The organism is Amycolatopsis sp. cg13, assembly GCF_041346965.1.
GTDB lineage: Bacteria > Actinomycetota > Actinomycetes > Mycobacteriales > Pseudonocardiaceae > Amycolatopsis.
In genome coordinates this window covers 9,635,487-9,656,381 of sequence record NZ_CP166848.1, presented here as the reverse complement: position 1 = coordinate 9,656,381, position 20,895 = coordinate 9,635,487, and the positions used below count along the sequence as shown (strand labels likewise).

Below are 20,895 nucleotides of genomic sequence, written 5' to 3'. Positions count from 1 at the left end.
TGGTCGGCGCTGGGGCGCTACGCCTCGGGAGCCGGTTCGGCCGATTCGGCTTTCGCCGCCTTCGGCTTCACGTTCTTGTGCGGGGCCAGCACCATGATCATGTTGCGTCCGTCCTGCTTCGGCGACGATTCCACGAAGCCGAGCTCGGTGACGTCGTCGGCGAGCTTCTGCAGGAGCCGGAAACCGAGCTCCGGCCGGGACTGCTCGCGACCGCGGAACATGATCGTGACCTTGACCTTGTTGCCCGCCGCCAGGAACCGCGACACGTGACCCTTCTTGGTCTCGTAGTCGTGCTGGTCGATCTTCGGCCGCAGCTTCTGTTCCTTGATGACGGTCAGATGCTGGTTGCGTCGCGAGTCGCGGGCTTTCTGCGCGCTCTCGTACTTGAACTTGCCGAAGTCCATGAGCTTGGCCACGGGCGGGCGGGCCTGCGGGGCCACCTCGACGAGGTCGAGGTCCGCCTCCTGCGCAAGCCGCAGCGCATCCTCGATCCGGACGATGCCGACCTGCTCGCCGTTAGGGCCGACGAGCCGGACTTCCGGCACCCGGATGCGGTCGTTGATGCGTGTCTCGGAGCTGATGGGGCCTCCTTGGTCCGAGTGATGTTTTCTCGTTTCGACCTGGTGCCCACATGACTCAGGCCCCGCCTCCGGCTGCTGCCGGTGCACGGGGCCCGCTCTGTCTCCGATCGCGCCCGGCCGGAAGACCGAACGCTTCGCTTCCGCAGTACGCTGCCAGGACGGCATGCACCACTTCGGCGAGACCGGACCCGGACACCTCAGGCGGTGAGACGGGTGGGAGCGGGGCTCCACTTGCCGCCCCCGATCGCTCGGGAGCTGGTCGCACGTGGAAGGGTACCAGACGTGTCTGAACAACCTTCGCCACCGCCCCCGTATTCCCCCGACGACCGCGGGCTCGAGGAGATCCCGAGCGTCGAGGTGATCAGCCGCGCCGCGGTGATGCTGCTGTCCGCGGGAGCCGAACGCCTCGGCCTCGCCGACGCCGACCCGGAGAACTCGCCGCACCGCGACCTCGACGAGGCACGCCGCCTCATCACCGCGCTCGCCGGGCTCGTCACCGCCTCCGCCGAGTACCTCGGCCTGCACGCCGGGCCCCTTCGCGACGGGCTGCAGTCGCTGCAGAAGGCGTTCCGCGAGGCTTCGGTCGTGCCGGACCCGCCGGGCCAGGGGCCGGGCGAGAAGTACACCGGGCCGGTTTACTGAGCCCCGGCGTTCCAGGAATGAAGGACCCGCTCCGCGATCGCCGGGGCGGGTCCTCGTCATTTCCGGCGGGCGGTGCCGAGACATGCGGCATGGGAGCAGGACTGCGCGACACGACCCTGAAGCGGCAACACAGCGAGGTCTTCCACATTTCCAGCGGGCGGCACCGATGGATGCGCTTACAAGCAGGGCTGCGCGGCCCGCGTGCTGAAGCATCAGCTCGCGGCGAGGTCCTAGCTATCTCCAGTGGGCGGGCGCCGAGGCATGCCGCACGGGTACCCCAAGCGGCTGGCCCCGTCGTTCCAGGCCATCGCCTCCCGCCGACTCCGACATCTAACATGTTAGATGTGAGTGCACTCCCCAAGGTCTCCCGGCCGTTGCTGCGCGACGAGGCGTACGAGCGCATCCGGCACGCCATCATCGACGGCAGTCTCCCGCCGGGCACTCCCCTGCGCGACGCTGACCTCGCCGACCAGCTCGGGCTTTCCCGCGCCCCGGTCCGGCAGGCGTTGTTGCGGCTGGCGGAGGACCGGCTGGTCGTCTCGAAGCCGCAGAGTTACACGAGGGTCGCCGAGTTCGACGCTGGCGACGTTCGCGACGCGGTGCGGCTCGTCCGGGCGTTGCACGAGCTGGCTGTGTGCGAAGCGCTCCCCCGGCTCGGCCAACAGCAGATCGCGGAGATGCGTGAAGCCAACGACCGGTTTCGCGCGGCGGTCGCCGAAGGAGACGTCGGCAAGGCGATCGAGGCGGACGACGAACTGCACGACATTCCGGTGCGGGCGTGCGGCAACCGGGCGGTCGCGGCGACGCTCGACCGGTACACGCCGTTGCTGCGCCGGCTCGAATACGCGCGGTTCAGTTCGCTGCCCGCGCATCGGTCGGTCGAGCGGCACGAGGAGCTCATCGCCGCGCTCGAAAGCGGCGACGAAAAAACCGCCGCGCACCTCACTTCCACGATTTGGACCGACCTCGAAGCCCTCCTGGAGGACGCGTGAGCCTGGCTGACTTTCCCCGTTTCCCGTTGCTGATCGGACCTTCGCCGGTGCACCGGCTGGAGCGGCTCACCGAACACCTCGGCGGCGCGACCGTCTGGGCCAAGCGCGAGGACCTCAACTCCGGCCTCGCCTACGGCGGCAACAAGACGCGCAAGCTCGAGTACCTCGTCGCCGACGCGCTCGCCAAGGGCGCGGACACGCTCGTCTCGATCGGCGGCGTCCAGTCGAACCACACGCGGCAGGTCGCGGCCGCGGCGGCGCGGGCCGGGATGAAAGCCGTGCTGGTGCAGGAAAGCTGGGTCGACTGGGCCGATCCGCTGCACGACAAGGTCGGCAACATCCAGCTGTCGCGGATCCTCGGCGCGGACGTCCGGCTCGTCGACGCCGGGTTCGGCATCGGCTTCAAGGAGAGCTGGGAACAGGCGCTGGCGGAGGTCGAGGAGAACGGCGGCACGCCGTACGCGATCCCTGCCGGGGCGTCGGATCACCGGCTCGGCGGGCTCGGGTTCGCGAACTGGGTGCTGGAACTTGAGGAACAGGAACGCGAACTCGGCGTTTTCTTCGACACCGTCGTGGTTTGCTCGGTCACCGGGAGTACGCAAGCCGGGATGATGGCCGGAGCGGCGGTGAGCGGGAAGCCGCGGCGGATCCTGGGGATCGACGCGTCGGCGAAGCCCGAGGAGACGCGCGAGCAGATCGGCCGGATCGCGAAGAGCACGGCGGAGCTGATCGAGGCCGGGTCAGTCGAAGACGTGATCCTCGACGAGCGTTATCACGCTGGGGTGTACGGGATTCCCGATGAGCAGACGCTGGCGGCAATCCGGACTGCCGCGCGGCTCGAGGGCATGATCACCGACCCGGTGTACGAGGGGAAGTCGATGGCCGGGCTGATCGATCTCGTGCGCAGCGGGGAAATTCCGAGGGAGTCCAACGTGTTGTACGCGCATCTTGGCGGGCAGCCTGCGATCAACGCGTACACGAGCGTGCTCGGCTAATACCCTCGTGAGTGGCGATCACGGTTAGAACCGTGATCGCCACTCACGACTCAGTCCAGAACGGCGAGCACGTCGATCTCGACCAGGAGACCGGCGGGCAGCCCGACGTACACCGTGGTGCGGGCCGCGTGCGGGGCCTCGCCGATCAGCTCGTTGTAGACCTCGTTGAACGCGGCGAAGTGGCTGGTGTCGGTGAGGTACACGCGCACCATCACCGCGTCCGCGAAGCTCGAGCCCGCTTCTACGAGCAGCGCGGTCAGGTTCTTGAACACCTGCCGGGTCTGGCTCACGACGTCGTCGCCGACGATCTCGTTCGTGGCAGGGTCGAACGCGACCGCGCCGGCGACCTGCAGGATGTTCCCCTTGCGGACGGCCTGCGAGAAGTTCGCCGGCGGCTTCGGCGCGTTCTCGCTGGTGATCGCCGTCTTGCCCATCATTGCCCCTTTCCGTTCCCCGTCCATCCACTGTGGACGGAAGCTTTTTCCGTGGCGGCCAGCAGCTCGGGCACGAGCGCCAGCAGCCCGTCATAGTCCAGCAACACCTTCGGCACCGACATCGACGCCGCGGCGAGCACTTCGCCGCCCGCGCCGCGCACCGGCGCGGAAATGCAGTGGATGAAGTCCTCGTGCTCGGCATTGTCCACCGCGTACCCGCGCTCAGCGACCTGGTCCAGCTCGGCCAAGTACGCCTCGGGCGTCCTGATGGTGTTGGCGGTGAGCACGACGTAGTCGATCGCGCGGGCGATCTCCTCGCGTTTCGCCCGCGGCATCGCCGCGACGAGCACCTTGCCGACCGCGGTGCAGTGCAGCGGCGCGCGTTTGCCGACCCGCGAGTACATCCGGACCGCGTGGTGTCCCTCGAATTTGTCGATGTACACCACCTCGCCGTCCTCATAGGACGCCAGGTGCACGGTGTGCCCGGTGCGCAGGTTCAGCTCGGCGAGCGCGTCGTGCGAACTGCGCCGGACGTCGCGGTCCTCGAGCGCCTGGTTGGCGAGATCGAAGAGCGCGCTGCCGAGCCGGTAGTGCCGGGCTCCTTCGCGTCGCACGAAGTGGTGCGATTCGAGCGTGCGCAGCAGGCGCAGCACGGTCGTCTTGTGCACGCCGATCTCTTCGGCCAGCTCGTCGAGCGTCTTGCCGCCGCGGGCGAGACCGCCCAGCAGCGTCAGCGCGCGGTCGAGACTTTGGCTCACGTGGCCACCACTCCCTCTCCGGTGAGCCGGACGGAACTCCAGCTGTCGGCGTCCGCCTGCACCAGCTGCAGCACGACGGCCTCGGCCAGCGGCACGCCGACGTCGTCCTGCGTCAACAGTGTCGCCGCGGCTTGCAGGTGACCACGCCGAAGCCTGGTCAGCGGATCGGCACCGCGCAGAGTCGCGGCCAGGAATCCGGCGGCGAAGGCGTCGCCAGCACCGACCGGCTCCACGACATCAACCCGGAGCGCGGGCGAGAACAGCGGTTCGGCCGAGCCCTCGACGAGCGTCGCTCCGCGTTCCCCGTGCTTGACCACGAGCGTGCGCGGGCCGGGCAGAAGAGCGCGCAGCTGTACCGGATCGCCGGTGCCCCACACGCGTTCCGCCTCGTCGTCGCCGGTCAGCACCAGGTCGGCCTTGCCCGCCAGTTCGGCGAGCACGGACTGGTCGCGTCCGGTCCACAGCGCGGGGCGGTGGTTGACGTCGAACGACACGAGCAGGTCGCCGCGCGGACGGTCGAGCAGCGCGCGGACGAGCGCGAGGCAGCTGTCGGAAAGCGCGGGTGTGATCCCGGAAAGGTGCAGCACGCGAACGCCGGAGAAGTCCAGCCGGGACACCAGCTCCGGGCCCATGCCGGACGCGGCGGAACCCGAGCGGTAGTAGCGGACCGGACTGCCGCCCGCGCCGCTTTCCTTCACGTACAGCCCGGTCGGGCGGGTCGGGTCGACTACGACTCCGCGCACGTCCACGCCCGCCGACGCGATCTCGCGGACGAGCGCGCGGCCGAACGGGTCGTCGCCGACCGCGCTGACCCATCCGCTCGGCACGCCGAGCGCGGGCAGGTGGCACGCGACGTTCGACTCGGCGCCGCCGATGGTGCGCAGCCAGGTGCGCACCTCGTCCGGCGGGCCGGGTTCGGCGGGCACGAACAACGCCATCGACTCGCCGATGCAGAGCACTTCGGGCGACCCAGTCGGACTGCTGGTCACTGACGTCCCTTCCCCGTTGACCTGTGGCGACCCGGATGCTACACCTATGCAACGCATTTTGCGCAACGTCCGTTGCAAGATACGCAACCGAGGTCCTGAATGAACAGCAACGCCGCTCTCACCGCCGCCGTCCGAGCCGGGCGCGGCGAACGGATCGACTGGCGCTTCCGCGCGCTCCCCCCGGCCCTGTCCGGGCTCACCCTCGACGAAGCCGCGGCCCGCCGCGCCAAGCTCTTCGACGACGGCTTCTTCGGTCCGTTCGTGGTCATCGACGCGACCGCGATGGAGCACAACCTCGCCACCATGGCCCGCTGGTGTGCCGAACGCGGGATCGCGCTCGCGCCGCACGGCAAGACGACGATGGCGCCGGAACTGTTCGCCCGGCAGCTGGAGCACGGCTCGTGGGGCATCACCGCCGCGAACGCCGGACACGTGCGGATCTACCGCGCGTTCGGCGTTCCGCGAATCCTCCTGGCGAACCAGCTCGTGGACCCGTCCGCGCTGCGCTGGCTGGCTGGCGAGCTGGCGGCGGATCCGGACTTCGAGTTCGTCTGCTGGGTCGACTCGGTGCGCAGCGTGGAGCTGATGACCGAGGCGCTCGCCGGTGCCGAGCGGCCGGTCGATGTGCTGGTGGAGCTGGGCGGCGAAGGCGGCCGCACCGGGGTCCGCGACGCGGCGACCGCGCTTGCCGTTGCCGAGGCGGCGGCGAAGAGCCCGGTGCTGCGACTGCGGGGCACCGGTGGTTACGAAGGTGCGCTTTCGCACCACACCGACGAAGCGGCGTTGGCGAAGATCAGCTCCTATGTGGACAGTCTGCGCGACGCGACGGTTACGTTCGCGGAGAAGGGTTTGCTTGCCGACGGCCCGGTGTACGTCACCGCGGGCGGCAGCGCGTACTTCGACCGCGTCGTGGACGAGCTGACCGAGCCGTGGCCGGACGGTCTCGACGTGGTCCCGATCCTGCGCAGCGGCGCGTACCTCACGCACGACGACGGCTTCTACCGCGAGATCTCGCCGCTCGGCGAACACCCGCGCATCTCCGGTGTCGACAGCTTCCGTCCTGCGCTGCACGCGTGGGCGCAGGTGACGTCGAAGCCGACTCCGGAGCTGGCGCTGCTCACCGCGGGCAAGCGCGACCTGCCGTACGACGAGGGCATGCCGGAGCCGCAGCTGCTGCGCAAGAACGGCGTGGTCACCGAGCTGACCGGGCACACCGTCCCGAAGCTCAACGACCAGCACGCGTTCCTCGAACTGCCGGAAGGGTCGCCGGTCGAGGTCGGCGACTGGATCCGGCTCGGCCTGTCGCATCCGTGCACGACGTTCGACAAGTGGTCGCTGCTGCCGGTCGTCGACACCGACGGCGAGACGGTCATCGATTTCGTACGGACGTGGTTCTGATGGATCTCGTGATCCGCGGCGCCCGAGTCGCCGACGGAACCGGGGCCCCGCTGGAAATCCGCGACGTCGGCATCACCGGCGACCGCATCGCCGACGTCGCCGCGCCGGGAGACCTGACCGCGCCGCGCGTACTCGACGCGACCGGGCAGGTCCTCTCCCCCGGCTTCATCGACATGCACTCGCATTCCGACCTGCAAGTACTCGCCAACCCGGATCACCTGGCGAAAATCAGCCAGGGCGTGACCACCGAGGTGCTGGGCCAGGACGGGCTCTCGTACGCACCGGTCAACGACGAGGTGCTCGCGAGCCTGCGCCAGCAGCTGGCCGGGTGGAACGACGACCCGGCCGGGTTCGACTGGAACTGGCGTTCGGTCGGCGAGTACCTCGACCGGCTGGACCAGGGCATCGCGACGAACGCCGCGTACCTGGTCCCGCAGGGCACGGTGCGGATGCTGGTGGTCGGCTGGGACGACCGGCCCGCCACGGACGCCGAGCTGGCGCGGATGCAGGAACTCGTCGCGACCGGGCTGGCGGAAGGCGCGTTCGGGCTCTCGTCCGGGCTGACCTACACGCCCGGGATGTACGCGACCACCGAGGAACTGGTCGAGCTGTGCCGCGTCGTCGGCGAGCGCGGCGGTTACTACAGCCCGCACCACCGCAGCTACGGCGCGGGCGCGCTGGAGGCCTTCGCGGAGATGGTCGACGTCTCCCGCCGCTCCGGCTGTCCGCTGCACCTCGCGCACGCGACCATGAACTTCTCCGTCAACAAGGGCAAAGCGCCGGATTTGCTGCGGCTGCTGGACAACGCGCTCGACGACGGCTGCGACATCACCCTCGACACGTACCCGTATCTGCCCGGCGCGACCTACCTGTCGGCGCTGCTGCCGAGCTGGTCTACTGAAGGCGGCTTGGAACCGACACTCGCTCGACTGTCCGATCCGGACACTCGCGAACGGATCCGGGCCGAGATCGAGGAGTCCGGTTCGGACGGTGCGCACGGCGTGCCGATCGACTGGGACGCCATCGAGATCAACGGTGTCCGCCGCGAGGAAAACGCCGCTCTGGTGGGGCACAGCGTCCTTGCTTCCGCGCGCGCCGCCGGGAAATCCCCGGCAGAGCTGTATTTCGACACGCTGATCGACGAAAAGCTCGGCACGTCCTGCCTCATGCACGTGGGGCACGAGGAAAACGTGCAGGCCATCATGCGGCACCGCACGCACACCGGCGGCTCGGACGGCCTGCTGGTCGGCGCGCGCCCGCACCCCCGCGCGTGGGGCACTTTCCCGCGGTACCTCGCGCGTTACGTCCGCGAACTGGGCGTTCTCGAACTGGCCGATTGCGTCGCGCACCTCACCGGGCGCGCGGCACGGCGGCTGGGGCTGTCCGACCGGGGCCTCGTGCGTCCCGGCCACGCAGCCGATCTGGTGCTCTTCGACCCGGACACGGTCGCCGACACCGCGACGTTCGACAATCCGCGGCAACCCGCCGCGGGGCTCTCCCACGTCTTCGTCAACGGCGTCGCCGCCCTCGAAGACGGAACCCCCACCGGCGCGCTCGCCGGGCATTCCCTTCGCCATCCCGGGAGTCGACGATGATTCACTGGCTGCAGACCAGCACGGCCGGTCTGCTCACGCTGGCCGCGGTGTCCATCGCGGTGCTGCTTTTCCTCATCATCAAGGTGAAGGTCGAACCGTTCATCGCCTTGATCGTGGTGGGCCTGCTCACCGCGCTGGCCGCAGGCGTGCCGGTCGGCACCCTGGTCGGCACCGCCCAGAAAACCTCGGATTCGCTGCTGGAGAAGGGCTTCGGCAGCATTCTCGGGCACATCGCGGCGATCATCGGATTGGGCACGCTGCTCGGGTCGATCCTGGAGAAATCCGGCGGCGCGCGCGTGCTCACGGCCGCGTTGCTGCGGACGTTCGGCGAGAAACGCGCCCCGCTCGCCATGGGTCTTTCCGGGCTCATTTTCGGCATCCCGGTGTTCTTCGACATCGGCATTTTCGTGCTCGCGCCGCTGGTTTACGCCGCGGCGAAGCAGGGCGGCCGGTCGATCGTGCTGTACGCGATGCCGTTGCTGGCCGGGCTTTCCATCACGCACGCCTTCATCCCGCCGCACCCGGGCCCGGTCGCCGCGGCCGGGCTGCTGCACGTCGATCTCGGCTGGCTGATCCTGATGGGCGCGGTCTGCGGCATCCCGGCCTGGTTCATCGGCGGCATCCTGTACTCGACGTGGATCGGCAAGCGGGTGAACGTGCCGCTGGCCGAGGACTTCGCGAAGCTCGCCGGCGAAGAGGGCGAGCAGGAGGGCCCCGCGCCGTCGCTCAAGCTGGTCGCCGGGATCATCGCGGTTCCGCTGGTGCTGATCCTCGTGGGCACGTTCGGCAGCATCCTGCTGCCCAAGGGGTCCACCGGCGCGGGTATCGCGGCGTTCCTCGGCACTCCGGCCATCGCGTTGACCATCGCGACCCTGCTCGCGTCGTGGCTGCTCGGCCGCCGGCGCGGGATGAGCGGCGCGGATCTGGCCCAGCTCTCCGCCAACGCGCTGCGTCCGGTCGCCATGATTCTTCTGGTGGTCGGCGCGGGTTCGTTCTTCGGAGCGGTGTTGTCCGCCACCGGAATCGGCAAGGCGGTAGCCGGTTCTCTAGGCGACGCCGGGCTTCCGGTGCTGCTGGCGGCGTACATCATCAGCTGCGGCATGCGCATCGCCCAGGGTTCGGCGACGGTGGCGATCGTGACCACGAGCGGCATTGTCGCGCCGACGGTGATGGATCTGCATTATTCGCAAGCACAATTGGCGCTCGTGGTGGTCGCGATCTCGGCCGGGTCGATCATCGCCTCGCACGTGAACGACGGCGGATTCTGGATCGTGTCCCGTTACTTCGGGCTGACCGTGACGCAAACCCTGAAAACCTGGACGGCTTTGGAAACAGTCCTTTCCTTGAGCGGTTTCGGTGTGGCAGCATTGGTGATGGCATTGGTCTGAACCACATCGGCACATGTTCCGGGGGTATTCGATGACCGAGATTTCCCGTCGCACGTTCGTCGGAGCGGTCGGCGCGGCCGGGGCCGCCGCCGTGGTGGGCGCACAGCTCGCCACGGCAGCACCCCGGCCGCGCGCGGCCGCGACGGTGTACGTCGGCAGCTACACCAACAGCGCACCGGCGGGCCACGGGCTCGACGTCACCCAGCGAGCGGCCGGGAGCCCAGCGCTCACGCCGGTGCGTACCGTTCCGAAGCTGACCGACGTCTCCTGGTTCGACCGTACTCGCGACGGCCGGATCCTGTACGTCACCAACGAAAACGAGGGCGCGGAGACCGGCACGGTGTCCGCATTGGACATCTCCGACCCGACCCGGCCGAAGCTGCTCGGGTCGACATCCTCCAAGGGCGGTTCGCCCACGCACCTTTCGGTGCACCCGAGCCAGAAGTACGTGCTGGTCGCCAACTACGACTCCGGCAGCGTCGTCGTGCTGCCGATCAAGTCCGACGGCAAGCTCGGCGCGGCCACCGACCTGCAGCAGCACCAGGGCAAAGAACCGCACGCGCACCAGGTGGTCACCGACCCGTCCGGCAAATGGGTGCTGGCAGTCGACCTCGGCACCGACTCGGTGTACGTCTACTCGTTCGACACCGGCAAGGGAAAGCTGAAGCTGCACAAGCAGATCACCCTCCCCGCCGGTGCCGGGCCGCGACACCTCGCGTTCCACCCGAACGGAAAATTCGCTTACGTCGCCCAGGAACTGCGGCCGGAGATCACCGTCGCCAGCTGGGAGTCCGCCACCGGCACGTTCAAGCCGATCGCCGCGGTGCCGGCCGTTCCGCCGGGCAGCACCGGCGAACTGTTCCCCGGCGAGATCACCGTGTCGCGGGACGGGAAGTTCGTCTACGCCACCGTCCGCGGCCCCAACACCGTCGCCACCTTCACCGTCGCCGACGGCGGGGCCGGGCTCACCCTGGTCTCCTCGGCGGCCTCCGGCGGCAACTGGCCGCGGCACCTCGCGCTGGACCCGGACGAGAAGTGGTTCTACGTCTCGAACCAGCGCTCCGGCACGGTCACCTGGCTGCCGCGCGACCCGGCCACCGGCCTGCCCGGCAAGTCCGCGGGCTCGCTCGCGGTGCCGAACGTCAACTCTGTCTTCTTCGTCTGAGAAAAACCGGGGCTGTCACGCCGCACAGCCCCGTCTTTCCCGGTCTCCGACCGGTCCCCGCGACAGGAGTCACCGATGAAGCTGCGTTCTGTCCTGCCCGCTGTCGCCACGCTGGCGTTGCTCGCCGCGTGTGCACCCACCCAATCCGGCCCGGCCGCGTCCGGCGGAAACCAGACCGACGGCACGCTCCGGGTCTGGCTGTTCGACGAGGCGAACCGTGCGCCGAAGGAGGCCGCGGTCAAGGAAGCGATCACCGAGTTCGAGGCCAACCACGCCGGCGTGAAGGTCGATGTGCAGTGGGTTCCGGTCGAGGGCCGCGCGGACAAGTTCTCCGGCGCGTTCAACGACCCGTCCAACGCCCCCGACGTCGCCGAGTTCGGCAACACCGACGTCTCCAGCTACGCGCAGACCGGCGCGTTGTCCGACCTCACCAAGGACATCACGAACTGGTCGGACGGCAAAGACCTGCTTCCGTCCGTTTTGGACACCGCGAAGGCCAACGGCAAGATCTACGGCATCCCCTGGTACACCGGCATCCGCGCGTTGTACTACCGCACTGACGTCTTCGCCGAACTCGGCCTCAAGCCGCCCACGACGCTGGCCGAGCTGACCGACGACGCGCGCAAGATCCGCGAGAAGAAGCCGGATCTGTACGGCATCGCCACCGGCGGCAAGTACACCTACGCGATGCTGCCGTTCATCTGGGCCAACGGCGGCGATCTGGCCAAACAGGACAATGGCAAGTGGACGTCCACTGTGGACTCCGCGCAGGCCAAGGCAGGCGTCACCGCGTACGCGAACCTGATCAAGGACGACATCTGCCCGCCCTCGGCCTGCGCCAACCTCACCGGCACGCAGAGCGTCACCGCGTTCGCGGGCGGCAAAGCGGGCATGGTGATCGGCGGCGACTTCAACCGCAAGGCCGTCGAAAAGGGCTCGGTGAAGGGCAAGTACGCGATCATGCCGCTGCCCGGCACCGCCCCGGGTTCGGTCGCGCCCGCGTTCGCCGGCGGCAACCTGCTCGGCGTGTTCGGCGCGAGCCAGCGCCACGGTCTCGCGGTGCAGTTCGCCGAACTGCTGGCCGGCATCAAGTACCAGGAGAAGATGTACGCGGCGATGGGCAACCTGCCCACTCTCGCGTCGGTGCAGAAGAAGCTCGCCGCCAGCGACCCGACGCTCAAGGCCTTTGTGGACACTCTGAGCGCGGGCACGAAATTCGTGCCGAGCACCCCGGCGTGGTCCAAGATCGACAGCCAGAACGTGCTGCCCACCGCCGTGCAGCAGATCGCGACCGGCGGCAAGGACGCGAACGCCGCGCTGGCCGACGCCGCCGCGGCGATGAACAAGAACTTCGGCTGACCCGTGGCCGCAGTCCGTTCCGCGACCGTCCGCCGCGACGGCCGCGCGGCCCTCCTGTACCTGCTGCCTGCCGGAATCCTCCTCGGCGCGCTGCTGGTGTACCCGATTTACCAGCTGGTCGTGATCTCGCTCTACGACTACGGCCAGCCGCAGGCGGCGGGCGCGGCCCCGCTGGTGTTCCTGGGCCTCGACAACTATGTCGCCCTGCTCGCCGACGTCCAGTTCTGGACGGTGCTGGGCAAGACGGTCGGGTTCGCCGCGGCCTGCGTGATCGGCAGCCTGGTCGTCGGCACCGGGCTGGCCGTGCTGGCGAGCCGGGTCCGCGCGTTCCCGCGCACGCTGCTGTTCCTGGCGGCGCTCGGCGCGTGGGCGACCCCGGCGATCGCCGGCTCGTACGTCTGGCTGTTCCTTTTCGACACCGATTTCGGCCTGGTCAACGAGGTGCTCTCGGGCATCGGGTTCACCGGGATGGCGCACCATTCCTGGACGTTCGGCACTTTCGGGACGTTCGGGCTGGTCGCCGCCGAGGTGATCTGGTGCTCGTTCCCGTTCGTCATGGTCACCATGTACGCCGGGATCAGCGGGGTGCCGAAGGAGACGCTGGAGGCGGCGGCGCTCGACGGCGCGTCGGTCTGGCGCACCACGCGGTCGGTGATCCTGCCCGCGGTGCGGCCGCTGCTCACCATCGCGACCGTGCAGTCGATCATCTGGGACTTCAAGGTGTTCACCCAGATCTACGTGATGACCAACGGCGGCGGCATCGCCGGGCGGAACCTGATCCTGAACGTCTACGCCTACCAGCAGGCGTTCGCCGGGCAGGAGTACGGGCTCGGCTCCGCGATCGGGGTCGTGATGACCTTGCTGCTGCTGTCGATCACCGGGCTCTACGTCCGGTCCCAGCGCCGGAGTGCCGCATGGCTGTGAAAGTGCGCCGCCCCGCGCGGCTCGTCGCCGAAATCGTGACCGTGGTGATCGCCGGGATCGTCGCGTTCCCGCTGTACTGGATGGTGCTCTCAGCGTTCAAACCGGCGGGCGAAATCCAGTCGGCGCATCCGAAACCGTGGACGTTCGCGCCTTCGCTGGACAGTTTCCGGCGCGTGCTCACGGTTTCCGGATTCGGCCGGTTCTTCCTCAACAGCCTCGCCGTCGCGGTGGTCGTGGTGCTGCTGTCCTTGCTGCTGTCGTTCCTGTCAGCGGTGGCACTGACGCGATTCCGCTTCCGCGGCCGCGGAATGCTGCTGGTGATGATCCTGGTCGCGCAAATGGTTCCGGTGGAAGCGCTGACCATTCCGCTGTTTTTCCTGATGCGCTCGGTCGGCGGGGCCGTGCCGGCGTTCGGGCTCAACGAACTGGGCTCGCTCGTGCTGGTGCACCTGGCGTTCAGCCTGCCGTTCGCGATCTGGATGCTGCGCGGATTCGTCGCCGCGGTGCCCGCCGAACTGGAGGAAGCGGCCATTTTGGACGGTGCGTCGCGGATGCGGTTCACCTGGCAGATCCTGTTCCCGCTCGTCGCGCCCGGGCTCGTGGCGGTGAGCGTGCTCGCGTTCATCCACGCGTGGAACGACTTCCTGTTCGCCAAGACGTTCATCATCTCCAAGACCGAAAACCAGACTCTGCCGCAGGCGATCCTGGTGTTCTTCAAACCGGAGGACACCGATTGGGGTGCCGTGATGGCCTCGTCCACCCTGATGACGATTCCCGTGCTGGTGTTTTTCGTGCTGGTGCAACGGAGGCTCGTCGGCGGGACGGCCGGGGCCGTGAAGGGATGACCATGTCCGGTTTCGACGCTCTCCTCCCCCGCCCGGTGTCCGCGGAAGCGGCGCCCGGCACCTGCCCGTGGCCCGCTCCGGTGGAGGTCCGCACCGCCGCCGACCTCCCCGCCGAGGGCTACCGGCTCACGATCGCGCCCGACGGCGTCACGCTCGACGCGGCCGACTCCGCGGGCGAGTTCTACGGCCGCCAAACCCTGCGCCAGCTGGCCGGCCCGGACGCGTTCCGTGCCGTGCCGATCCACAATGGACCAGTCGAGCTGCCGTGCGGGACGATCACCGACCATCCGCGATTCGCCTGGCGCGGCTGCCTTTACGACGTCTCGCGGCACTTCCGGACGAAGGCCGAGGTGCTGCGGTTCATCGATCTGCTGGCCGCGCACAAGCTGAACGTGCTGAACCTGCACCTCACCGACGACCAGGGCTGGCGGATCGAGACACCGGAGTTCCCCCAGCTCACCTCCGTCGGCGGCTGGCGGAAATCGTCCATGGTCGGCAGGCACGACGGCCCCGAACGCGACGGCCGCCCGCACGGCGGTTACTACACTGTGGACGATCTGCGGGAGATCGTCGCTTACGCCGCGTCTCGAGCCGTCACGGTAGTGCCCGAAGTGGACATTCCCGGGCACGCCCGAGCCGCCATCACGGCGTACCCGGAACTCGGACCGGCTACCGATACCCCTTGGGAGGTCTGGACTTCCTGGGGCATCAGCACCTCGCTGCTGGATCCGTCGGAGTCCACTCTGGACTTCTTCCACAAGGTCTTCGACCACGTGCTGGACATCTTCCCGTCCAAGGTGATCGCACTCGGCGGCGACGAGGTGCCCGGCGTGACCGAGGCGCACCACCGGTTCGTCCGGGCGATCGCGGACCACCTCGTCGCCCGCGGCCGCACGCCGATGGGCTGGGACGAGGTCCTCGACGGCGGCGACCTGCCGACGATGGTGATCGGCGTCTGGCAGGACCGCGAACGGGCTTCACTGGCGGTGAAGGGCGGGCACGAAGTGGTGCTCTGCCCCGAGGACGGCGTGTACCTCGACCACCGGCAAAGCGACCACCCGGACGAACCGATCCCGGTCGGCTATCTGCAGGATCTCGAACACTTCTACGGTTTCGAGCCCGAATCCGGGCCGCGCGTGCGCGGGGTCCAGGCGCAGCTGTGGTCCGAGCACCTGGACACCGTGCGGCGGACGGATTACGCGGCGTTCCCGCGACTGTCGGCGTTCGCCGAGGTCGCGTGGAGCAGCGGACCGCGCGACTACGCGGAATTCCTCCCCCGGCTGCGGGAGCACCACCTGCCGCGGCTGGACGCGCTCGGCGTGGAGTACCGGCCGCTCGACGGTCCGCACCCGTGGCAGACCCGGCCGGACGCGCCGGGACGGCCTCGCTGATCCCCGGCCATCCGCAAAAGACCTCAGCCTCGCCACAATGCCGTCGTGCGCGTGGCCCCAGGTCCGTGAGGGGAACCCTGAGGGAATCAGATTCCCTCAGGGTTCCCCTCACGGACTGCAAAGCCGCGCCCCGGCACAGGCGGCACGGCCGAACGGCTCGGGCAGCGCGCACTGCCCGAGCCGCATATGTCGTTATACGCCAGCCGGGCCGAGGAACGTCCCGCCGGTCGCGTCCACGACCTGCCCGGTGACCCATCGCGAGTCCGCCGAGGCCAGGAACGCTACGATGTCGGCGATGTCGGCCGGGTCGGCGACCCGCCGGAGCGCGGACGCCCCCGCCGTGCCCGCGCGCATCCGCTCGTCAGCGAACATGTGCGCGGTGCGTTCGGTCGGCGTCGGGCCGGGCGCGACCGCGTTCACCGTGATCCCCCGCTGGCCGAGTTCCTGCGCCAGAGTGCGGGTGAACACGTCGAGCGCGCCCTTCGTCATGCTGTAGGCCAGCTCGAACGGCAACGCGATCCGCGTGTCCCCGGACGAGATGTTGACGATCCGGCCGCCGTCCCGCAGCACCGGCAACAGGCGCTGCACCAAGAAAAACGGTGCCTTGACGTTCACCGCGAACACGCGGTCGAAGTCCTCCGGCGTCGCCGTGGTGATCGAACCGGCACCGGTCGCCGCGTTGTTGACCAGGATGTCGAGCGCGACCTCGCCGGTGCGTTCGCGCAACTGTTCCGAGAGCCGATCGACCAGCGTCGCCGCGTCCCCGTCGACGCCCAGCGTCGCCTGCACCGCGAACGCCTGCCCGCCGTTTGCTTCAATCGCCGCGACGGTTTCCTTGGCCGCCGCTTCGTCGCTGCCGTAGTGCACGGCGACCAGCGCACCGTCGTTCGCCAGCCGCGTCGCGATGGCCCGGCCGATGCCTTTGCCGCCGCCGGTGACCAGTGCGATCTTCTTCGTCATTTCTTGCTCCCCTTGAGTGGTGAACTTCGATGTCCACACTTTCGGGGGGATCGCTTACCGGCTGCGCACGAAGCGCTGACGGGGTCGGTCAGCGCTCAGCCAGGCTTGAGCCGATACCAGACTTCCGGCCGCCCGACCTGCCCGTATCGCGGTTCGCGCTGCGCCAACCCGTTGTTCGCCAAGTACTCCAGATACCGCCGCGCGGTCACGCGGGACGCCCCGATCGCGCTCGCCGCACCACCGGCGGACAACCCTTCGCCAGCTCCGGCCAGCGCGTCGGTGATCGCGTCCAGCGTCTCCGCGCTCATGCCCTTCGGCAGCGGAGCGGACTCGGTGGTGCGCAGCGTGCCGAGCGCGCGGTCGATCTCCGCCTGCCCGGTGACCTCGCCGGACGCCTCGCGGAACGACGCGTAGCGCTCCAGTTTGTCCCGCAGCGAGGCGAAGGTGAACGGCTTCAGCAGGTACTGCACGACCCCGACCGAGACCGCGGCCTTGACCAGCGCGAGGTCGCGCGCGGACGTCACCGCGATGACGTCGATCGGCAGCCCGGCCGCGCGCAGCGAACGGCAGACCGCGAGGCCGTGCGTGTCCGGCAGGTAGAAGTCCAGCAGGACCAGGTCGACGGGCTCGCGTTCGCAGAACCGCAGTGCCTCGCCGCCGGAATGCACCACCCCGGCGACCACGAATCCGGACAGCCGCTCGACGTACAGCCGGTGCGCCTCGGCCGCCACCGGCTCGTCTTCCACCACCAGCACCCGGATCACGAGGACACCTCCTGCCTCGGCAACCGTACGGTGAACACCGCACCGCCGTCCCGTCCGACGTCAATGGTGCCGCCATAGCGCCGGACCGCCTGCACCACCAACGCCAGCCCGAGACCGTGCTCGTCGCCCGCCTTCGTCGACCAGCCCCGGCGGAACATCTCCCCCACCGCGTCCTCCGGCACGCCCGGCCCGTTGTCCGCGACGCGCAGCAACAGACCGTCCTCTTCGGACCTTGCGGTGACCACCACCGCCGGGCGCGCGCCGGATTCCCGCACCACAGCGTCGATTCCGTTGTCGATCAGGTTGCCGAGGATCGTCACCAGATCCCGCCCGGCGACGCCGGGTCCGAGGTCGTCGATCATCGTGTCCGGCGTGATGGTGAACTCCACGCCGCGTTCGCTCGCCTCCGCGGCTTTGCCGAGCAGCAACGCGGCCAGCACCGGTTCGGCGACCGCGGTCATCACGCGGTCGGTGAGCTCCTGCGCGAGCGCGAGTTCGGCGGTCGCGAAGTCCACGGCGTCCTCGGGACGGCCGAGTTCCACCAGCGACACGACCGTGTGCAGCCGGTTCGCCGCTTCGTGCGCCTGCGACCGCAACGCTTCGGCGAGGCTGCGCGCGGTGGTCAGCTCGCCGGTGAGCGTCTGAAGTTCGGTGTGGTCGCGCAGGATCACGACGGTGCCCTGCGCGCGACCGCCGGAACTGACGAGCGTGGTGCTCACGACCAGCACCCGCGAGTCGGTCAGGTGCAGTTCCTCGGTGCGGTTTTCCGGCGCGGTGAACGCCGCCGCCAGCTCGGGCGACAAGCCGAGGTCCGCGAGCGACTGCCCGACCGGGTCGCCGCTCAGCCCGAGCAGCGTGCGGGCGCCGTCGTTGCACAGCCCGACCCGGCCGTCGCGGTCGACCAGCAGCACTCCCTCGCGAACCGAATGCAGCACCGCTTCGTGGTATTCGAAAAGATTGCTCAGCTCAGCCGGCGCGATGCCGCGCGTCTGCCGCTTCAGCCGCGCGCTCACCAGCCAGCCCCCGCAGGCGCCCACCAGTAACACTGCCGCCGCGACGCCGAGCAGCGGCCAGACGCGCTCCTGCACCTCGGCGGAGATCGCCGCGATCGTGATGCCCACCGCGACGAGCGCGACCACCCGGTGGTTCGCATCGAACACCGGCACCACCACGCGCACTGACGGGCCGAGCGAACCGGTGTAGGTCTCGGACACCACTCCGCCCTGCTGCGCCGCTTCGATGTGCCCGAGGAACCGCTGGCCGATCAACGCCGGATTCGGGTGGGTGTAACGGATTCCTTGCGGCGACATGATCGTCACGAAATCCACGCGCGTGTCCACGAGCACCCGTTGCGCATACGGCTGCAGCTCCGCGGTCGGGTCGGCGGTCGCCGCTGCCCGCGCGACATCCGGCGCGTCGGCGATCGAACGGGCCACCGCGAGCGACTGCTCCCCGGCCCGGTCGGTCGTCGTGCGCCGGGCGTCGAGATAGGCAATAGTGATGCCGCCGGAGACGAGCACGAGCAAGATCGCCAGCTGCAGCACCAGCAGCTGACGGGCCAGGCTCCAGCGGCTCGTCCGGATCCGAGGTGTCGGGGGCACCCGCTCATACCAGCACACGCGCGGGTCCGGCGGCACTCCGGCGCCGCGGCCGGGAAGTCCACACCGGACAGTCCCGTCGCGAACTCAATGAACACAACGGTGACGCCGGTCATATCCGCCCCGCATAGTGACCCGCGTTCCCCCCACCGAGCTGGAGGCAACGGTGCCTACACCGACCCCCGAGGCGGTCGCGCCCAACCGCGACCGCACGCGTTACCTGTACCTGGCCGTGATCGCCGCCGTAGTGCTCGGCGTCGCGGTCGGCCTGCTCTGGCCGTCCGTCGGCAAGAGCCTCGCCCCGCTGGGCACCGGCTTCGTCAACCTGATCAAGATGATGATCTCGCCGATCATCTTCTGCACCATCGTGCTGGGCATCGGCTCGGTCGCGAAGGCGGCGAAGGTCGGCAAGGTCGGCATCACCGCGCTGGTCTACTTCATCGTGATGTCGACGTTCGCGCTCGCGATCGGGCTCGTCGTCGGCAACCTGCTGCACCCGGGCAGCGGCCTGCACCTCAACCCGGCCGACGTGTCGAAGGTGCACCAGCAGGCCAAGGGCGAGGGCGGGGTCGACTTCCTGCTCGGGATCATCCCGAAGACCTTCGTGTCCGCGTTCACCGAGGGCCAGGTGCTGCAGACGCTGCTCGTGGCGCTGCTGGCCGGGTTCGCGCTGCAGAAGCTCGGCAAGCGCGGCGAGCCGATCCTGCGCGGCATCGAGCACATCCAGCGGCTCGTGTTCCGCATCCTGTCGATGATCATGTGGGCCGCCCCGGTGGGCGCGTTCGGCGCGATCGCCGCGGTGGTCGGCGCGACCGGCTGGGGCGCGCTGCGCAGCCTGCTGGTGATCATGCTCGGCTTCTACCTGACGTGCCTGGTGTTCGTGTTCGGCGTGCTCGGCGCGGTGCTGTGGCTCGGCGCGCGGGTCAACATCTTCAGCCTGCTGCGGTATCTCGGCCGCGAATTCCTGCTGATCCTCTCGACGTCCTCTTCGGAATCCGCGCTGCCGCGGCTGATCGCGAAGATGGAGCACCTCGGGGTCAGCAAGCCGGTCGTCGGCATCACGGTGCCCACCGGGTACTCGTTCAACCTCGACGGCACCGCGATCTACCTGACGATGGCGACGCTGTTCATCGCCACCGCGCAGGACCAGCCGCTCGCGCTCGGCGAGCAGATCACGTTGCTGCTGTTCATGATCATCGCGTCGAAGGGCGCGGCGGGCGTCAGCGGCGCCGGCATCGCGACCCTGGCCAGCGGCTTGCAGTCGCACCGCCCGGAACTCGTCGACGGCGTCGGCTTCATCCTCGGCATCGACCGGTTCATGTCCGAAGCCCGCGCGCTGACGAACTTCGCCGGCAACGCGGTCGCGACTGTCCTCATCGGATCGTGGATGAAGGAATTCGACCGGGAACGCTCGCAGCAGGTGTTCACCGGCCAGGCGCCGTTCGACGAGGCGACCCTGCTCGACGACAAACCCGCCGAGCCGGCCAAACCAGTCCCGGCGAACGCCTGAGACCCAGTCCGGGCCCGGGCCCCTTCCCTCCGGGCGCGGACTGTTTCGGCGCCGCAGCCGTGCGCGTCCCCCGTGCGCGCGGCTGCGGCGCCTTTCCATGTCAGCAGGCAGTGCGGCCGTCGTAGCCCTGCCGCGAAACCGCGATCGCCTCGCGATGCCGTTCCGCCCAATCGACCAGGCCGGACAGCGAGTCGTACAGTTCGCGCGCCATCTCGGTCGCCTCGTACTCGACCCGCGGCGGGACCGTCGGGTAGACCGTGCGCGTCAGCAGGCCGTCGCGTTCCAGGTTCCGCAGGGTGAGCGTGAGCATGCGGCGGCTGATCCCCTGCACCGAGCGTTCGAGTTCGGTGAACCGCACCGGACCGCGCGTCGCCTCCAGCAGGATGCCGATCACCCACTTCCCGCTGATCCGGTTCACGACCTCCATCACCGTGCACACCGCGAATTTCGCCGGGTCGAAGTCCGTGGCCTCATCGGTCACAGCGATGTTCCCCTGGGACATGAAAGTGCCTCCTTCCGCACTTGCCCATGGTCACACATGATGGGCACTGTAACAAGAGATGCCCTGGCCACGACCAGCGGAAACTCTCCCCAGTGCCGGTTATGG

The 20,895-nt window shown here is 69.1% G+C and carries 20 protein-coding genes; 12 read left to right on the top strand and 8 right to left on the bottom strand.

The window, feature by feature from the left end:
• Window positions 1–17: 17 nt before the first annotated feature.
• Window positions 18–581 carry a translation initiation factor IF-3 gene (gene infC, locus AB5I40_RS45150; RefSeq protein ID WP_370940736.1) on the bottom strand — a complete coding sequence of 188 codons (564 nt, stop codon included), beginning with the start codon at window positions 579–581 and terminating at the stop codon, window positions 18–20.
• A 282-nt stretch (window positions 582–863) separates the two neighbouring features.
• Here infC and AB5I40_RS45145 point away from each other — a divergent pair, with 282 nt between their 5' ends.
• From AB5I40_RS45145 to AB5I40_RS45135, 3 genes are all read left to right on the top strand, one after another.
• Window positions 864–1,223 (top strand): DUF1844 domain-containing protein, encoded by a 360-nt coding sequence (locus AB5I40_RS45145; RefSeq protein WP_037370356.1) that lies wholly within the window; start codon window positions 864–866, stop codon window positions 1,221–1,223.
• A gap of 344 nt (window positions 1,224–1,567) precedes the next feature.
• Window positions 1,568–2,215, top strand: a complete 648-nt coding sequence (locus AB5I40_RS45140; RefSeq protein WP_370936310.1) for a GntR family transcriptional regulator — start codon at window positions 1,568–1,570, stop codon at window positions 2,213–2,215.
• The gene (locus tag AB5I40_RS45135) at window positions 2,212–3,210 is read left to right on the top strand and encodes a 1-aminocyclopropane-1-carboxylate deaminase (RefSeq protein WP_370936309.1); all 999 of its coding nucleotides are present in this window, start codon (window positions 2,212–2,214) and stop codon (window positions 3,208–3,210) included. The genes AB5I40_RS45140 and AB5I40_RS45135 overlap by 4 nt, the downstream gene beginning before the upstream one ends.
• 50 nt (window positions 3,211–3,260) lie before the next feature.
• Here the strand turns inward: AB5I40_RS45135 and AB5I40_RS45130 are convergent, their stop codons facing one another.
• Genes AB5I40_RS45130 through AB5I40_RS45120 form a run of 3 tightly spaced genes read right to left on the bottom strand, consistent with a single transcriptional unit; the run spans window position 3,261 to window position 5,340 of the window.
• Window positions 3,261–3,644, bottom strand: coding sequence for a RidA family protein (locus AB5I40_RS45130; RefSeq protein WP_370940735.1), 384 nt, complete (start codon window positions 3,642–3,644; stop codon window positions 3,261–3,263).
• Complete coding sequence (locus AB5I40_RS45125; protein ID WP_370936308.1) at window positions 3,644–4,402, bottom strand: IclR family transcriptional regulator; 759 nt, start codon at window positions 4,400–4,402, stop codon at window positions 3,644–3,646. Before AB5I40_RS45125 ends, AB5I40_RS45130 begins: the two co-directional genes overlap by 1 nt.
• The gene (locus tag AB5I40_RS45120) at window positions 4,399–5,340 is read right to left on the bottom strand and encodes a sugar kinase (RefSeq protein WP_370940734.1); all 942 of its coding nucleotides are present in this window, start codon (window positions 5,338–5,340) and stop codon (window positions 4,399–4,401) included. The genes AB5I40_RS45125 and AB5I40_RS45120 overlap by 4 nt, the downstream gene beginning before the upstream one ends.
• A 150-nt stretch (window positions 5,341–5,490) precedes the next feature.
• Between AB5I40_RS45120 and AB5I40_RS45115 the strand changes: the two genes are divergently transcribed.
• The 8 genes from AB5I40_RS45115 to AB5I40_RS45080 all read left to right on the top strand — a co-directional run bounded on the left by AB5I40_RS45115 (window position 5,491) and on the right by AB5I40_RS45080 (window position 15,456).
• The gene (locus tag AB5I40_RS45115) at window positions 5,491–6,789 is read left to right on the top strand and encodes an amino acid deaminase (protein WP_370936307.1); all 1,299 of its coding nucleotides are present in this window, start codon (window positions 5,491–5,493) and stop codon (window positions 6,787–6,789) included.
• Window positions 6,789–8,384: an amidohydrolase family protein gene (locus AB5I40_RS45110; protein ID WP_370936306.1), complete on the top strand. Its 1,596-nt coding sequence runs from the start codon at window positions 6,789–6,791 to the stop codon at window positions 8,382–8,384. The genes AB5I40_RS45115 and AB5I40_RS45110 overlap by 1 nt, the downstream gene beginning before the upstream one ends.
• Window positions 8,381–9,772 (top strand): GntP family permease, encoded by a 1,392-nt coding sequence (locus AB5I40_RS45105; protein WP_370936305.1) that lies wholly within the window; start codon window positions 8,381–8,383, stop codon window positions 9,770–9,772. The genes AB5I40_RS45110 and AB5I40_RS45105 overlap by 4 nt, the downstream gene beginning before the upstream one ends.
• A 31-nt stretch (window positions 9,773–9,803) precedes the next feature.
• Complete coding sequence (locus tag AB5I40_RS45100; RefSeq protein ID WP_370936304.1) at window positions 9,804–10,937, top strand: lactonase family protein; 1,134 nt, start codon at window positions 9,804–9,806, stop codon at window positions 10,935–10,937.
• 75 nt (window positions 10,938–11,012) lie between these two features.
• Entirely contained in the window at window positions 11,013–12,296 is a 1,284-nt protein-coding gene (locus AB5I40_RS45095; RefSeq protein ID WP_370936303.1) for an extracellular solute-binding protein, read from the top strand.
• A gap of 3 nt (window positions 12,297–12,299) precedes the next feature.
• The gene (locus tag AB5I40_RS45090; protein ID WP_370936302.1) at window positions 12,300–13,220 is read left to right on the top strand and encodes a carbohydrate ABC transporter permease; all 921 of its coding nucleotides are present in this window, start codon (window positions 12,300–12,302) and stop codon (window positions 13,218–13,220) included.
• Entirely contained in the window at window positions 13,211–14,065 is an 855-nt protein-coding gene (locus AB5I40_RS45085; RefSeq protein ID WP_370936301.1) for a carbohydrate ABC transporter permease, read from the top strand. Before AB5I40_RS45090 ends, AB5I40_RS45085 begins: the two co-directional genes overlap by 10 nt.
• Before the next feature lie 2 nt (window positions 14,066–14,067).
• On the top strand, window positions 14,068–15,456 hold the full coding sequence (locus tag AB5I40_RS45080; protein ID WP_370936300.1) for a beta-N-acetylhexosaminidase: 1,389 nt from the start codon (window positions 14,068–14,070) through the stop codon (window positions 15,454–15,456).
• A 192-nt stretch (window positions 15,457–15,648) separates the two neighbouring features.
• Here AB5I40_RS45080 and AB5I40_RS45075 read toward each other — a convergent pair whose 3' ends face one another.
• The 3 genes from AB5I40_RS45075 to AB5I40_RS45065 all read right to left on the bottom strand — a co-directional run bounded on the left by AB5I40_RS45075 (window position 15,649) and on the right by AB5I40_RS45065 (window position 18,781).
• The gene (locus tag AB5I40_RS45075) at window positions 15,649–16,416 is read right to left on the bottom strand and encodes an SDR family oxidoreductase (RefSeq protein ID WP_370936299.1); all 768 of its coding nucleotides are present in this window, start codon (window positions 16,414–16,416) and stop codon (window positions 15,649–15,651) included.
• Window positions 16,417–16,511: 95 nt separating this feature from the next.
• A complete protein-coding gene (locus AB5I40_RS45070; protein ID WP_370936298.1) occupies window positions 16,512–17,180 on the bottom strand; it encodes a response regulator in 669 nt (222 codons plus the stop codon).
• Window positions 17,177–18,781: an ATP-binding protein gene (locus AB5I40_RS45065; RefSeq protein ID WP_370936297.1), complete on the bottom strand. Its 1,605-nt coding sequence runs from the start codon at window positions 18,779–18,781 to the stop codon at window positions 17,177–17,179. The genes AB5I40_RS45070 and AB5I40_RS45065 overlap by 4 nt, the downstream gene beginning before the upstream one ends.
• Window positions 18,782–18,944: 163 nt before the next feature.
• On the opposite strand from AB5I40_RS45065, the gene AB5I40_RS45060 reads away from it, so the two are divergent.
• Entirely contained in the window at window positions 18,945–20,288 is a 1,344-nt protein-coding gene (locus AB5I40_RS45060) for a cation:dicarboxylate symporter family transporter (RefSeq protein WP_370936296.1), read from the top strand.
• A gap of 100 nt (window positions 20,289–20,388) precedes the next feature.
• Here AB5I40_RS45060 and AB5I40_RS45055 read toward each other — a convergent pair whose 3' ends face one another.
• The gene (locus AB5I40_RS45055; RefSeq protein ID WP_116204536.1) at window positions 20,389–20,790 is read right to left on the bottom strand and encodes a helix-turn-helix domain-containing protein; all 402 of its coding nucleotides are present in this window, start codon (window positions 20,788–20,790) and stop codon (window positions 20,389–20,391) included.
• Window positions 20,791–20,895 lie beyond the last annotated feature (105 nt).